12 protein-coding genes are annotated in these 14,291 nt (G+C 60.5%); 3 read left to right on the top strand and 9 right to left on the bottom strand.

What is annotated here, in order from left to right; translation table 11 throughout:
* Window positions 1-96: 96 nt before the first annotated feature.
* A complete protein-coding gene (gene otsB, locus ACSW29_RS25955; protein ID WP_448278646.1) occupies window positions 97-3,339 on the top strand; it encodes a trehalose-phosphatase in 3,243 nt (1,080 codons plus the stop codon).
* Here the strand turns inward: otsB and ACSW29_RS25950 are convergent.
* From ACSW29_RS25950 to ACSW29_RS25915, 8 genes are all read right to left on the bottom strand, one after another.
* On the bottom strand, window positions 3,336-4,706 hold the full coding sequence (locus ACSW29_RS25950) for a wax ester/triacylglycerol synthase family O-acyltransferase (RefSeq protein WP_448278645.1): 1,371 nt from the start codon (window positions 4,704-4,706) through the stop codon (window positions 3,336-3,338). The genes otsB and ACSW29_RS25950 overlap by 4 nt on opposite strands.
* A 57-nt stretch (window positions 4,707-4,763) precedes the next feature.
* The gene (locus tag ACSW29_RS25945; RefSeq protein WP_019748709.1) at window positions 4,764-5,042 is read right to left on the bottom strand and encodes a DUF1876 domain-containing protein; all 279 of its coding nucleotides are present in this window, start codon (window positions 5,040-5,042) and stop codon (window positions 4,764-4,766) included.
* Between the two features lie 246 nt (window positions 5,043-5,288).
* Window positions 5,289-5,783, bottom strand: coding sequence for a hydrogenase maturation protease (locus ACSW29_RS25940; protein ID WP_448278644.1), 495 nt, complete (start codon window positions 5,781-5,783; stop codon window positions 5,289-5,291).
* Window positions 5,780-7,084 carry a Ni/Fe hydrogenase subunit alpha gene (locus ACSW29_RS25935; RefSeq protein ID WP_347872936.1) on the bottom strand — a complete coding sequence of 435 codons (1,305 nt, stop codon included), beginning with the start codon at window positions 7,082-7,084 and terminating at the stop codon, window positions 5,780-5,782. Before ACSW29_RS25935 ends, ACSW29_RS25940 begins: the two co-directional genes overlap by 4 nt.
* Window positions 7,074-7,841, bottom strand: a complete 768-nt coding sequence (locus tag ACSW29_RS25930) for an NADH-quinone oxidoreductase subunit B family protein (RefSeq protein WP_317826473.1) — start codon at window positions 7,839-7,841, stop codon at window positions 7,074-7,076. The genes ACSW29_RS25935 and ACSW29_RS25930 overlap by 11 nt, the downstream gene beginning before the upstream one ends.
* Entirely contained in the window at window positions 7,841-8,665 is an 825-nt protein-coding gene (locus ACSW29_RS25925; RefSeq protein ID WP_020907962.1) for an FAD/NAD(P)-binding protein, read from the bottom strand. The genes ACSW29_RS25930 and ACSW29_RS25925 overlap by 1 nt, the downstream gene beginning before the upstream one ends.
* Window positions 8,655-9,119 carry a Crp/Fnr family transcriptional regulator gene (locus tag ACSW29_RS25920; protein ID WP_019748704.1) on the bottom strand — a complete coding sequence of 155 codons (465 nt, stop codon included), beginning with the start codon at window positions 9,117-9,119 and terminating at the stop codon, window positions 8,655-8,657. The genes ACSW29_RS25925 and ACSW29_RS25920 overlap by 11 nt, the downstream gene beginning before the upstream one ends.
* On the bottom strand, window positions 9,116-10,273 hold the full coding sequence (locus tag ACSW29_RS25915) for a 4Fe-4S dicluster domain-containing protein (protein ID WP_448278643.1): 1,158 nt from the start codon (window positions 10,271-10,273) through the stop codon (window positions 9,116-9,118). Before ACSW29_RS25915 ends, ACSW29_RS25920 begins: the two co-directional genes overlap by 4 nt.
* 281 nt (window positions 10,274-10,554) lie before the next feature.
* Between ACSW29_RS25915 and ACSW29_RS25910 the strand changes: the two genes are divergently transcribed.
* Window positions 10,555-10,944 carry an N-acetyltransferase family protein gene (locus tag ACSW29_RS25910; protein WP_448278642.1) on the top strand — a complete coding sequence of 130 codons (390 nt, stop codon included), beginning with the start codon at window positions 10,555-10,557 and terminating at the stop codon, window positions 10,942-10,944.
* Complete coding sequence (locus tag ACSW29_RS25905; RefSeq protein ID WP_283569313.1) at window positions 10,931-11,899, top strand: 1-phosphofructokinase family hexose kinase; 969 nt, start codon at window positions 10,931-10,933, stop codon at window positions 11,897-11,899. The genes ACSW29_RS25910 and ACSW29_RS25905 overlap by 14 nt, the downstream gene beginning before the upstream one ends.
* 10 nt (window positions 11,900-11,909) lie before the next feature.
* Here the strand turns inward: ACSW29_RS25905 and ppsA are convergent, their stop codons facing one another.
* On the bottom strand, window positions 11,910-14,219 hold the full coding sequence (ppsA, locus tag ACSW29_RS25900) for a phosphoenolpyruvate synthase (protein ID WP_448278641.1): 2,310 nt from the start codon (window positions 14,217-14,219) through the stop codon (window positions 11,910-11,912).
* Window positions 14,220-14,291 lie beyond the last annotated feature (72 nt).

Raw genomic sequence — 14,291 nt, 5'->3', positions numbered from 1 at the left:
TATCAAGGAATCCGGCGATACTTCGTGGACGATCGCGTCCGACATTTGCGACGAGTGGGTTCTCGCCGGCATCGATGAATCATTGGAGTCGAGTCCATGACTATGCCTGCGCTCCACCCACGTCGTCACGACCGCCGAATGTCGGAAATACCGGAAGCTCTCACATCACGCGATCAGCTGACGACCCTTTTGCGTTCCCGGCGACCTGTCGTCTTTCTTGACTTCGACGGTACCCTCTCGAACATCGTGAACGACCCAGCCGCTGCCACTCTCGTCGACGGCCTGAAGGAAGATCTCGCGAGGCTAGCTCGCCATTGCACGATCGGCGTGATCACCGGCCGCGATCTGGCGGACATCGAGACCCGAGTTGGCATGACCGGGATCTGGTACGCCGGTAGTCACGGTTTCGAAATCGTCGGGCCGGACGGGCAGCGCTATCGAAATGAGCTGGCCATGGCCTCGGTGCAGAATCTCGAGCGCGCGGCGGACATCCTGCGTGATCGTTTGACCGGTATTCCAGGGGTTATCCTGGAGCGCAAGCGGTTTGGTCTCTCCGTCCACTATCGCAATGCAGATGCCCTCAGGGGCCCCGAGATTGTCGCGATGGTTCAGGAGGTTGCGGGTGGAACCGGGCTTCGTTCCACCAGCGGACGGATGGTGGCCGAGCTCCGCCCCGACGTCGACTGGGACAAAGGTCGAACGCTGGACTGGATTCTCGATAGCCTGGTCGATGCCGACAACGTGCTGCCGATTTACATCGGCGATGACTTCACCGACGAGGATGCTTTTGTTGCGCTGCAAGACCGCGGCGTCGGGGTCGTGGTGCGCCACTTCGAGAACGGCGACCGGCGGTCGGCTGCTCGGTTCGCGGTAGACAGTCCCGTCCAGGTCCGTAAATTAGTGCAATGGCTGGCAGATCTGCTGGGCAGCGGCGCGCAGACGATGCCACCTGCCGGCGATCCCTGGACTGTGTTCTTCGAAGGCTACGACCCGAACACAGAGAAGCTGAGGGAGGCACTGTGCACCCTGGGCAATGGAGCATTCGCCACTAGGGGATGTGCTCCGGAGTCTCGCGCCGGGGCCATCCACTACCCGGGCACGTACGCTGCGGGGATCTTCAACCGCCTGCAGGACGAAGTATCGGGAATCACAGTCGACAACGAGAGCATCGTCAACCTGCCGAACTGGTTGCCGGTGACATTCCGGATCGAAGGGGGCCCGTGGTTCGATATCGATGCTGTGGAGGTGCTCGAGTACCGCCAGTACGTCGATCTCCGCCGGGCAATGCTGACGCGCCGATTCCGGGTGCGCGACACTGAGGGATACACCACCACGGTCGTCCAGCGGAGATGTGTTGCCATGCACCTCCCTCACGCCTGTGCGCTCGAGATGACGATCGTGGCTGAAGATTGGGCGGGCCTACTCGAGATCCGCTCGGAACTGGACGGTACGGTCCGCAACAGGTTGGTGGAGCGTTATCGTGAACTCGGCTCTCAACACCTCGAACTGCTGACGGCCAGAGAGCTTTCCGAGAACGCGGTTCTGCTCGCGGTGCAAACCAATCGCTCACGGATACCGGTGGCGATGGCCGCCCGGCATACGGTGTGGAGCGATGGCGATTCGACTTCGACTGAGTATCGACTGGTAGAAGGAGAGGGTCGGATCGGGCACGACATATCTCTGCATCTTGCAGCGGGTTGCTCGGCGACTCTCGAGAAGATGGTGACGGTGTTCACCGGACGCGATCCCGCTGTGACCGAGCCCGCAGACGAAGCCGAGCGCTGGCTGTCTCGTCTAGACCGATTCGATGTAATGCTCGACGGTCACGTTCTCGCCATGGCAAGTCTGTGGGATCGCATGGGCATCGACCTCGTAGGTCACGGTCACGCACTGCGTGTAATCCGATTTCATCTACTTCACTTGCTGCAGACGGTCTCGCCGAACACCGCCGACCGCGACGCCGGAGTGCCGGCTCGCGGATTGCACGGAGAGGCCTATCGTGGCCATATCTTCTGGGACGAGTTGTTCGTTTTTTCGGCTCTGAACCTGCGCTTGCCTACGCTGACGCGGTCCTTGCTCCGGTATCGATACCGTCGATTGGGGGAGGCCCGTCGGGCTGCGATCGAAACCGGTCATCAAGGAGCGATGTTCCCCTGGCAGTCGGGTAGTGACGGACGGGAAGAGAGCCAGCAACTGCATCTCAATCCGAGATCCGGGCGCTGGAACCCGGATCCGAGTCGGCGCCAGCATCACAGCGGCATCGCGATTGCGTACAACGTGTGGCAGTACTATCAGGTCACCGGCGATTTGGAATACCTGATCGAGTTCGGGGCCGAAATGCTGGTGGAAATCGCTCGGTTCTACGCGGATCTCGCTTCACTCGACCAGATGCGCGGACGGTACGTCATCCGGGGCATCATCGGCCCTGACGAATTCCACTCCGGATATCCGGATGCTCCCTGTGACGGGATCGACAACAACGCCTATACCAATGTCATGTCGGTGTGGGTAATCCTGCGAGCACTCGAGGCATTGGAAGTTGTGCCACTTCAGATCCGGTCGGATCTGACTCAGAAGCTGGAACTGCCCACAGTGGAGATCGAGCGTTGGAGAGACATTACCCACAAGATGTTCGTCCCGTTTCACGACGATGTCATCAGCCAGTTCGAGGGGTACGCAGACCTTCCCGAACTGGATTGGGACGCATATCGTCAGCGATACGGCGACGTACAACGCCTCGATCGACTCCTCGAGGCAGAGGGGGACGACGTCAACTGCTACAGGGTTTCCAAGCAGGCCGACGTAGTGATGTTGTTCTACTTGTTGTCCGCTGACGAGTTGCGTTGCATCCTTGATGGTTTGGGTTACGAGTTTTCGGGTGACGCCATCCCCGCAACCATCGACTATTACATGGCACGTACTTCGCACGGTTCGACGCTCAGTGGTGTCGTCCATTCCTGGGTGCTGGCTCGGGCCAACCGCGAGCGGGCGATGGAATTCTTCGACCTGGCACTGCGTTCCGATATTGCCGATGTTCAGGGGGGAACTACCGCGGAGGGAATACACCTGGCCGCCATGGCGGGAAGCGTCGACTTGCTGCAAAGGTGCTTCACCGGGCTCGAGACCCGCGGCGACCGCCTGATCTTTTCCCCGCATTGGCCAAAACCACTCGGAGTTCTCGAGTTTCCCGTCTTCTACCGGGGCCACCGCCTGCAACTGCGGATCAACGGAAGAGAAGTGCACGTCAGCGCCGGGATCGGAAATCAGCCGCCGATCGAGATCGAATGCCGTGGTCGAGTGGTACAACTCCGGCCGGGCGCGACTGTCCGACTGACCTAGTGAAATTCGCCGGCGGACGAAGGGTTGCGCGTGGAACGAAGTAGGGAGGCGACTTCCTGTTCCACCGACATTGAAAGAAGTTGGACTTCGGAGACCGAGTCGTAGTCAGCCGTGATTCCGAACGCGAGTTGATCGTGGTAGCTGAGGATTGCGAATCCGAGTCGTAACCGCACTGCAATCGGCACGTACGGATAGATACCGATGATTTCTCGCCCCAGCAGTCGGCGCTTTTCGGTCGGACCGGGAACGTCTGTGACTACGGTGACGATACTTCGCTGAGGAACGCGCATCGCAAGCCGAATGAACCAGGCGGAGGACATGAATGGTGCGTACTGAGCAGCTGCCGTGATCGTTTGTCCACTGCCTGATTCACCACCGTTCTTGTGTCGGGAGAGTCTGCGGTGGATCGTCTGCAAGCGGTCCACCGGATCCTCGATCTCGACGGGTAGGAAGGGAAGCATGAGAGAGACCTCGTTGTGGAACGACGTGCCGGTGTTCGATGCCCGAACAGAGACCGGGACGAGTGTCCTCACCGCATGTCGGCTGATGTCTTCTTTGCGGTGAAGGAGAAGTGAGCGCAGCGAACTGGTCACGCAGGCCAGCGCAACGTCGTTCACGGTGACATCGAAGGCGGAACAGATGGTCCTTACATCGTGCATTCGCACCTGTGCTGTCCCGTATCGCCGTTGATGTCCAATCGGCCCGTTCAGGGAACTGTTCGCGCTCGGGATCAGCAGATCGCCCGCCAACTGGGCAGTGCCTTCCGCGATCCGGACGGATCGCCGAGCCAACCGTTGCGGCGCCCTGAGCGTCGAACAATAGAATCCGATGATTTTGCCGTACAGCGACTTCGGGCCTTTCGGTGCCTCGTTGTCCGTCGGCGGTCCGGAGGTGAGAGGTTTGTCGAACAATACGTCGAACAATCGGGCCCCGGTAACGCCATCGATGAGAGAGTGGTGTGCCTTGACGAGAATTGCCCAGCGGCAGTCCTCGAGGCCTTCGATCAACCAGCATTGCCACAGTGGACGATCGCGATCGAGTCGTTCGGACATGATCCACGCGACGGTGTCCGTCAAGTCGCACATTCGCCCTGGACTCGGCACTCCGATCCGCGTGAAGTGGCGAGCTGGATCGAAATTCGGATCAGGCACCCACGTAGGTGCAGCAAGATCGAGTGGGATGACGTGAATCCGATCCGCAGCATGTGGGAGGGACCGAATTCGGGCGCATAATCTCTCGATCAAATCGTCGTCGGTGGGTGTGGGTCCTTCGGCAACTACAACCGCGCCTATTGAGAGATTCGCGTGTCGATCGGAGTCCTCGACCTCGAGGAAGGCCGCATCCAGGGGAGTCAATTTATCCGACATCGCCATCTCCTTGGTCGACAACGATTTCTACGATTTCGACATCTTCCCGAGATGTCGCTAGGCGTTCAGGTGGGCGGGTTCGTGCGTGACATTTTCGAGGTCTGCAGCGGTAGCCTCGATCAGTTGACGGGCCAAGTGGGAAAGAGCACGCGCGACCGCGAGCTCGTCACCGATCTCGGGCACATCGCGATCCGATGGGTTGCACCGAGCGAAACCTGATCCGACGATGTGAGTATCGTCCCTCGATCGAAGGCGTGCGATGGCCCGAGTACGGTTGCCCTCTGCGGCGGTGTGCTCGTCGATGGTTATGTCCACTGACCAATGCTTTTCGTTCACGATCAGATTCCTCCCTATCGAGGTTCCTGGGTGTCAATTCGGCTGTGGTGGTGTACTTGTCAAGTTCCGTTCACGCATCACTGTCGCTTCATGTGCAATCCTCACGGACACTTCGAAACCGGTGTGGCTTTCAGCCTTGTCCGGTGAACATTGGCCAAGTAGAGGCGAACGACGCCAATCGATGGCAAAGGTCACTGCCACGGGTCACTGCCACGGTTCACTGCCACGCCTCCGATAACCTCGGAGTTACGTCCCAAGAGGTAGATCCCGAGATTGCACGTCGGCGATTTCGGCTGCGATCAGAGACAGTACCGCGGGGACAGAAGCTGCAACGGAGGGTGAAAGCCCGATGCCGTAGTCGGTGTCGTGCGCTTCGATCGTGTAGATCGCCACGCGGTGGGGTTCTCGGCCGAGCGCGGCGGCCAAGGCCAGCGCCTCCATGATGCCCAGTCCGTGTGAGCTGGTGAGTATTCCGGAGTTCTCTCTCGACCAATCCGTGATCCGACGAATTGTTCCGGCAGGTTGCGGCTGGCTGCCGGAAGACTGAGCACAGACTGAAGCGTCGACGATGATCACCAGATCCGACCTCGTCGATGTTTCGAGCAGCCTTGAAGGTTCACCGTTGTCGATGACCACGTTCACGCCGGCCTGGTGCTCGCTTTGTATCGTTCGCGCCACCACAGGTCCTACGCCGTCGTCTCGGCGGAATTCGTTGCCGGCCCCGACCACTGTGACAGTCATGCGCGGTTGATTGTCACGTCGAGGAAATGAGTGGCACACGAGATGCAGGGATCGTAGTTTCGGATGGTCCGCTCACACAGTCCAGTCAGTTCGGCGTCTGTCAGCCTGAGGTTCGCGGCGAGGGTGTTGCGGAGGTCGTTCTCGATTGCTGCCTGGTTCTGCGAGGTGGGCGGAATGATTGTGGCCCGCAGGATTAGGCCCTCGGAATCGAGTTGGTAGCGGTGGTACAGCACGCCTCTGGGGGCTTCACTGACGCCGTACCCGGTTGCGGCGCGGGGTGACATGTCGACGTACGGCGATTCCGGGCGGTAATACTCACGTATCAGGCGGAGTGCCTCGTCCACGGCGAACACTGTCTCGACGGCGCGGACCACAATGCTTTGAAACGGGTTGCGACACACTGTTCCCAAGCCGGCCTCGGTGGCCGCTTGACGAGCGGTCTCCGAGAGGTCGGCGGAGTGGAGGCTGTAGCGAGCCAGCGGTCCGGTGAGATAGGCCTGGCCGTCGAGGTGCGCGTGCAGCGCGGTCGAATGCGGAACTTGCCGTTCCGCGACGTGATCGCAGAATTCCTCCGGTGCGAACGATGATCCGGATGTGGTTGTCAACACGCCGTCTTCGATCGCGTAGCGGCCTGGCTGAGCCAGTGCGAGTAGTTCGGTATCCACCTCGGCATCTGGGATCTCGAAGTGTGATACCCACTGCACGGTCGCGAGAGCATCGTCGAGTGCCCTGTGTAATTGTTCGGCGAGGGGCGCGAGTTCACTGGACGTCGGCGCTCGGTAGAACCCGCCGAGGCGCACGTTGACCGGGTGAATCGATCGGCCACCGATCATGTCGAGAATCGCGTTGCCGGCCTTCTTCAATGCGAGCCCACGTTCGACGTCGGGACGCGCGATTCGGGCAAGTTCGATGGCGTCTGCCGCGCCCAGGAAATCAGGGGCATGCAGCAAGTAGATATGCAATGTATGACTGGCGATCCACTCGCCGCAATACAGAAGTCGTCGCAGATCGAGAATCGGTTGGGTGAGGTGCGCACCGCATGCTTGCTCGATTGCGTTGCAGGCGCTGACTTGATAAGCGACAGGACAGATTCCGCAAATCCTGGATGTGATGTCGGGAGGCTCGCGGAAATCGCGGCCCCGGAGAAATGACTCGAAGAATCGAGGGGGTTCGTAGATGTTCAACTCTGCGGCTTCAACCCGGCCGTGTCGGACCGTGAACGCCAGCCGGCCTTCCCCTTCGACACGGGCGAGGGAACCGAGCGTCAGTCGGGTGGTATCCCTGTTCGTTTCACCGTCCATCTCGCCTGATCCCGTCGAACTCGGGGGAGGCAACGTTGAACGTCGAGAAGACGCGCTCGATACTCTCGTCGGTCATCCCACAGGTGCGCAACCACCCCGCCATTGCAATCAAGTTCGGGTGGGTTGATGGACCGAAACATCCATAGCAACCCCTCGACTGTGCCGGACACAGCGCGCCGCAGCCTGAATGGGTCACTGGCCCCAGACACGGTGTGCCGTCGGCGACCATGACGCAGGTGAGGCCACGTCGTTTGCATTCGGCGCAGACACTGGTGTCCGGGATGTTCGGCTCCCGCCCGGCCAGATACGACGAGATCACCTCGAGGAGCTGCCGGCGATCGATGGGGCAGCCGCGTAGTTCGAAATCGACCGGGACATGGTCGGCGATCGGTGTGGACGTCGCGAGAGTGTCGATGTACTCGCCGCTCGCGTAGACCACGGACATGAACTCGGCGATGTCCGCAAAGTTCCGGAGAGCCTGTATCCCACCAGAAGTCGCGCAGGCGCCGATCGTCACCAGATGCCGGGAATTCTCGCGGATGGCATGAATACGTTCGATGTCGGCAGCGGTGGTAATGGAGCCTTCGACCAGCGAGAGATCGTATGGACCGCTTTCCACCTCGCTCGACATCTCGAGGAAATGTGAGATGTGAACGGCGTCGGCCAAAGTGAGTAGTTCGTCCTCGCAATCGAGCAGAGTCAGTTGGCATCCGTCGCAGGATGCGAATTTCCAGACCGCCATGGTGGGTGAGGGCATCACAGCTCCTTCACTGCGAGAAGTGGCTCGGCCGCGCGGTAGTCGACTACCGGACCGTCACGACAGAGGAGGAGTTCGCCGAGTTGACAGTGCCCGCACACTCCGGTCCCGCACTGCATGTTCCGTTCCAGCGATACTCGAATATTCTCGCGCTCAACGCCTTGGCCGATCATGGTCCGAGCCGACATCCGCATCATCGGTTCGGGGCCGCACAGCAGTACCGTCGTGCGACCGGGCTCGAGAACGAGGCGGTTCAGGGACTGCGTGACAAATCCGACATGACCCTGCCAGTCAGGTTCTGCCACGTCCACGGACAGCTCGAGGTCGACCAGGTCTCCCCGGCTCCATGTGTCGAGATCTGGGCGGTACAGGAGATCGGATGGTCGGCGAGCACCCACGCTGAGGACAACTCGACGAAATCGACCGCAGGCCTGGGCCTCCAAGACTGCCGAACGTACTGCCGCCAAGCCGACGCCTCCCGCGACGACGATCAGATCGTCTTTGGCGGAATCCAGATCCCATCCCGTTCCGAAAGGTCCTCGGACACCTACGATGTCACCGATGGAGGCTTCGTGCAGCGCGCGGCTGACGGCACCGACAGCCCGAACAGTATGAACCACTGTGTGATCGGCGTGAGTCGGGTCCCCACTGATCGACAGCGGAATCTCGCCCACCCCCCGTGCGTAGACCATCATGAATTGACCGGGGCGGAACCCGGGGAACCACTGCGAGGGCGCGGCGAGGGTCAGGGTCGAGGTATCGCTGTTCTCGTCCCGGCGGGCAACAACCTTGCACGGCGTCGGGACGAGTTGATCACCGAACATGTTCGCGTGCATAGAGATCAAGCAGGCGTGCGCGTGTTGCCTGCAATCGGTGGAGGAGTGTGTCCGCCAGGATCGAGTAGATCGCCCGTCCGAGATCCGGATTGCTCCCGGCGACAGATTGCAACATGGTGGCGTCGACTTCGGCTGCTGTCACGGGAGTGACCGCGGTCGCTGTCCATTGCCACTGTCGAGGTGGGCGGAACCAGGACACGCCCAGAATCTCACCGACAGAAAGTGTTTCGACAGTTTCCTCGCCGCGTCCGGGAATTCTGGTGGTGAGCGTAATCCGGCCGGTCCGGAGAAGCCAACATTTGTCAGCGGAGTCACCTTCGCGGAACACCACGGTACCGGCCGCGAACTGAACCTCGCGTGAGAAGGCAGCGAGTTCATGACGTTGATCGTCGGCCAGACCTTCGATTTCTCTTGGACACTGCTCGCAGGCGTGATCGTTCATGAGTGACAACCGGTATCGCTGTCGGGTTCCACAGTCAAAGCGCCGGTCAGGCGGGCCGCTTCCGCCGTGATGTCGATTCCCACTGGACACCAGTCGATGCATCGGCCGCAACCAACGCAACCGGACGAACCGAATTGGTCGTGCCAGGTGCCCAACTTGTGAGAAATCCACTGTCGGTACCGGCTCTCACCACTGACACGTACTGCGCCACCGTGCAGTTGCGAGTAGTCCAGGTCGAAACATGACGACCAGTGCTGCCATCGCTCGACATTGTCGCCCGCAAGATCGGAGACGTCCTCGGTGGTAGTGCAGAAGCACGTCGGGCACACCATCGTGCAGTTCCCGCACGTCAAGCACCGTGACGCGACGTCCGCCCAGACATCGGCGTCCCGTGCGTCGCGGAGCATGCCGCGAAGATCGACGTCCGGCATTTGCCGACCCATATGATGTGCTGCATCGGCGACAGCGCCTGCGGCTTCGATAGTTTCCTCGTCGGTCGCCTGCCTACCGCGGACCAGCGTGAGTATCCGTGATCCTTCCGTGGTGCCCACCCCGGTGACGAATCGGTGGCCGTCGTTGTCGATCCTTTCGGTCAGACACAGGTCGTAGCCGGTTTTGGCCTCCGGGCCGGTGTTCATCGACGCACAGAAACACACCCCGCCGGGCTCCGTGCAGTTGGCTGCGATCACGAACAGACCCTCGAATAGATTTGTCGCCGCCTTTCCGCCGGCCGACAGCACTGTCTGGAGTATTCCGATCGCTGCGAGGTCGCACGAGCGCACACCGAGAAATGCGTATCGAGCAGGTTCGGTCGGCGGTGCGTGGAATGTACCGTCCGTGGATCGGCTCCAGAGTTGTTGCCGCGACGGGTGCAGGTACTGCTTCCACGATTGCGGGCCCGCGGAGTGACCGAAGACGGCAGAATCTGCTCTCCTCCGCAGTCGATACAGTCCAGGGGCGGTATCGACACCCCATCCCGTCGGCAATTGATCACCGGAGTCGAGAGTGTCGAGGACAATAGCGCTGTCGCGGACAGTCGGCCCGATGACGCGATAACCCTCGCTGATCAACACGGTGATCAACTCGTCAAGTCCGTCTCGGTCCATGACGAATTGTTCGCTGGTCAGGTCGGTGGCAGATCCTGAATCAGTCATGGATCCTCCTTGCGGGCGTCATCCGTATTCCTCCACGCTTCAGCTTCGCGCATGGGCTGCCGGCGCGGGTAGGGGCGAAGGACGGTATTCGATGACAAAAGGCTCTGCCCCCTGAAGGCAACGGCACGGTTCAATCGGAAAGTATCCCCAGCCGAATCAGGTGATGATCGATGGCCGCGACGGGCAGCGGAATCGGCACGACAACTCTCCGGTGCCTCGGAGCACCCGACGCGGTTGCTGTTCAACGGTTACATGAGCATCTTGACCAACATGATTCGTACATGCGGTGGTTCGGACCGCAGCCGAAGCAACTCACCACCTTTTCCGATCAACTGTGCGAGTGCAACGATCGGCGATGCGCTCTGGGTGCCTTCATCGGCGAAGAATTGGTGGTTGTCGGAAGCTATGTTGCGTTGGAGAGGGTTTCGCCGCCCACGGTGGAGTTCGCCCTCGTGGTTGCGCAAGGCGACCGGCTGCATGGAATCGGGACTTCGATCTTGAAGCGGCTGGAGGATGAAGCTTACCTGCACGGGGCACGACGCATGGTGGCCGAAATTTTGGGGGCGAACGCACCGATGCTTCAGGTCATTCGTGACCGTGGCTGGGCGCATTCGCTTCGTCGTGATGGATCAACGCTGCATCTGGAAGTGAAACTACATGGAGCAGAGTGACTCTCGCGTCGTAACGGTGACGATGAACCCGGCACTCGACATAGCGACCAGCGCGCGTGCCGTCCACACGACAGACAAGGTGCGTTGTGTGGCACCTCGTCGTGATCCCGGCGGCGGCGGATTGAACGTCGCGCGAGTGCTCCGGGTCCTCGGCGGCGACGTGATGGCAGTGTTTCCCTCGGGAGGTCATTGTGGCCTGGCGGTCGAGGACCTTCTGATCGGTGAACAAGTGCGGCATTGGGCCGAGCCCGTCTCAGGGTCGACTCGCGAGAGTTTTACCGTGGACGATGAGTCGACAGGTGAGCAGTATCGTTTTGTGTTGCCTGGACCGATTCTCACCGTTGCAGAGGTGGAATCGTGTCTCGCTCGAGTGCGTGAATTCGCCGTCGATTCCGGATATGTTGTCGTGAGCGGCAGTTTGCCACCGGGGGTGGGTGCTGATTTTGTTCAGCGGTTGGTCGATTACCTCGAGGGAACCGGGGCGCGGCTGGTTGTCGACACCTCTGGCGCTGCATTGCGCGCATTGAAGAGTGGTGTCTTTCTTGTCAAGCCGAGTATCCGCGAGCTTCGTGAATGGGTCGACCACCCACTCGAGACTCGGGTGGAGCAAGTCGACGCAGCGAGAACTATTGTTGCGCAGAAGGTTGCGGAGGTGGTGGTCGTTTCGCTTGGAGCCGCTGGAGCCTTGCTGGTGACTGCCGACATGTGTGAGTGTGTGCCGTCGGTGGACGTCGTATCGATCAGTGGTGTGGGCGCGGGGGACAGCATGGTTGCGGGCATGGTGTACTCGCTCATCCATCAGCGTTCGCTGATGGATGCGGTTCGGTTCGGTGTTGCAGCCGGGGCCGCGATGTTGAAGACCCCAGGGACGGCACCGTGTTTACCAGCCGACGTGGAGGTCTTCTATGAACGGATTCGTGCAGGAGCAGATCGGGGAGTGATCCGACCCGACTAGGTTCCGATGCTCAGTCAAGCCAGCGACTCGGATTTCGGCGTCCACCCGAACGAGCTCGGGCGAGGAGGATGCGTCGTTCAGCGACCGCGATTGCATGGCGAGCGGTGTCAACTGCGTCTGGGGTCACGGAAACCGACGTGATGCCTTGCCTCACGAGGTGTTCGGCCAGAGCAGGATTGGTTGACACTGCCTGTCCGCACAGTGAGGTCGTCATGCCCGCGAGGGTGGCACGCTCGATGATGGTGTCGATGGTTTCGAGAACGGCAGGATCCATGGTGTCGAAGAGTTCTTGGCAAATCTCCGAATCCCGGTCGACTCCCAGCACCAGTTGAGTGAGATCGTTGGTGCCGATCGACACTCCGTCGATGCCCATTGCCGCGTACCTGGGAATCCAATAGGCAACCGAGGGTATCTCAGCCATCACCCATCGAAGCATCCGGTGATCCGCCCCGAGAGGGTGGGCATCCAATTGTGCCAAACAGCGCGCGAGCTCCCATTCGGTCCGAACGAACGGAATCATCAAATGCACGTTCGGATAGTTCTTTCGCGTTTCGGCGATGACATCGAGATCGAGCGCGAACAATTCCGGTTCCCGCACGTAGCGAAAACAGCCCCGGTAGCCGATCATGGGATTGTCTTCGTGGGGTTCGATGTCACCACCTTCAAGATGTGCAAACTCGTTGGTGCGGAGGTCTATTGCGCGATAGATGACCGGTCGGGCTCCGAAAGCGGCGGCAATACGTGACAGGGCAGAAGACATTTTGGCCACGTACTCTCCGTGGAGACTTCGGGCGATCATCGTGTGGGGATGCAGCCCTTCGAGAGCGTCCATGATCAGGAATTCAGCTCGCAAGAGCCCTACTCCGTCGACGTCTGTGTCGGCTGTCCGTTCTGCAGCTTCAGGAGTCGCCAGGTTCACGTAGACGGATGTCGCGGTTGTCGGACGGGGTGTCGACATTGTCCTCGGCATGGTGGTGGTCGCATTTTTCGAGGAGTCGGCAGTTGCGGAATCTGCAGCAATGACCGTTCCTGCAGTTCCGTCGACTGTGATCAAAGTCCCGTCTGCAAGATCCTTTGTTGCCGTGCGTGTTCCGACGATAACCGGTCGGCCGAGTTCGCGGCCCACGATAGCTGCGTGGCAGGTAATGCCGCCGCCGTCGGTGACGATGGCTGCGGCTCGTCGGAGAACCGGTAACCAATCCGGTCGCGTCATCGGGGCCACCAGTATTTCGCCGTCGACCAAATCACGACCGTCGGCCACTGAACGCAGGACTCGGACGCGTCCGGTAGCAGTTCCCGGCCCGGCGCCCAATCCCTGGGCGAGGACACGTGCTTTTTCGCCGGCGTCGTGTTGGGCTTCGGCCAGTGCTTCCGGTTGCTCGGAAAGGGTGGTGATCGGGCGTGTCTGGACCAGCCACAGTTGTCCTCCGCTGTAGGCGAATTCGAGGTCTTGTGGTCGCCGGTAGTGTTCTTCCACGGCTGCGGCCAATGCTGCGAGCTGGTGGATCTGGTCGTCGGTAAGGATCTGGTGTTCGCGTTGTGAGAGAGGTATTTCCGACGCCTTTTCAGTCCCTTCGGACAGCGAGATCGCGAATGCCTGTGAACCGATATGTACATCGATGATGTCGAAGTCAGGTTTCGACACTACGTAAGTGTCTGGTTCCACCTGTCCACCCACTACGACTTCCCCCAAGCCAGTGGCAGCTTCGATGACCATGCGGTCCCGCGCACCGGTGCGCGGGTCGGCAGTGAATACGACTCCCGATTGGTCCGAGTCGACCATCAGTTGGACGACGACTGCCAGCGACGGCTCGTCCGCAACGCCTTGGAGGTTGCGGTACGACAATGCTCGATCCGACCATAACGATGCCCAACACTGCCGTACGGCATCGATCAAGCCTTCGTCACCGGCGACATTTGTGAAACTTTCGTGAATGCCTGCGTACGAGGTATCGGACGCGTCTTCTGCGGGAGCGGACGAACGGACCGCTACTCGCGTACCTGAAGGCCCCAGCGCGCGATAGGCGTCGATGATCTGCTCTTGCAGTGCTTTGGGCACGAGTGATGCTGTGACTGCCTCCTCGGCGCTGCGGGTAGACGGTAGTTCCCCTGATTTCAGGTCGTCTCTCAACCCGGAAGCTTCCATGGCGTCGAGATAGCCGCAGGTGGTGATTACGAACCCCGGCGGAACCGGAAAGTTCGATCGCCTCAGTTCGCCGAGATTCGCGGCTTTGCCGCCGACGGTCGGTGCGTCTTCGGGTCCGACGGCGTCGATCGGTACTACCCACCGACGTCTGGCATCTATGGAACTCGCTTTCATGAGCTCTCCCGTCCGAGTGCTATGCGCGTGGGTTAGCTAGCGACAGTGTTCAGCAAACCCTTTCCCGCAGCA

It is taken from the genome of Rhodococcus sp. GB-02 (assembly GCF_053470465.1).
Note: the sequence above shows the minus strand (reverse complement) of the source record. Positions and strands in the feature narration are given on the sequence as shown.

Bases quoted from the DNA above. Each gene is read 5' to 3' on its own strand.
- ACSW29_RS25940 (WP_448278644.1), bottom strand. From the start codon at position 5,783: ATGACTGTCACAGTGGTCGGGGCCGGCAACGAATTCCGCCGAGACGAC.
- ppsA (WP_448278641.1), bottom strand. From the start codon at position 14,219: ATGAAAGCGAGTTCCATAGATGCCAGACGTCGGTGGGTAGTACCGATC.
- ACSW29_RS25915 (WP_448278643.1), bottom strand. From the start codon at position 10,273: ATGACTGATTCAGGATCTGCCACCGACCTGACCAGCGAACAATTCGTC.
- ACSW29_RS25935 (WP_347872936.1), bottom strand. From the start codon at position 7,084: ATGGACGGTGAAACGAACAGGGATACCACCCGACTGACGCTCGGTTCC.
- ACSW29_RS25930 (WP_317826473.1), bottom strand. From the start codon at position 7,841: ATGCCCTCACCCACCATGGCGGTCTGGAAATTCGCATCCTGCGACGGA.
- ACSW29_RS25920 (WP_019748704.1), bottom strand. From the start codon at position 9,119: ATGAACGATCACGCCTGCGAGCAGTGTCCAAGAGAAATCGAAGGTCTG.
- ACSW29_RS25925 (WP_020907962.1), bottom strand. From the start codon at position 8,665: ATGTTCGGTGATCAACTCGTCCCGACGCCGTGCAAGGTTGTTGCCCGC.
- ACSW29_RS25910 (WP_448278642.1), top strand. From the start codon at position 10,555: ATGCGGTGGTTCGGACCGCAGCCGAAGCAACTCACCACCTTTTCCGAT.
- otsB (WP_448278646.1), top strand. From the start codon at position 97: ATGACTATGCCTGCGCTCCACCCACGTCGTCACGACCGCCGAATGTCG.
- ACSW29_RS25905 (WP_283569313.1), top strand. From the start codon at position 10,931: ATGGAGCAGAGTGACTCTCGCGTCGTAACGGTGACGATGAACCCGGCA.
- ACSW29_RS25950 (WP_448278645.1), bottom strand. From the start codon at position 4,706: ATGTCGGATAAATTGACTCCCCTGGATGCGGCCTTCCTCGAGGTCGAG.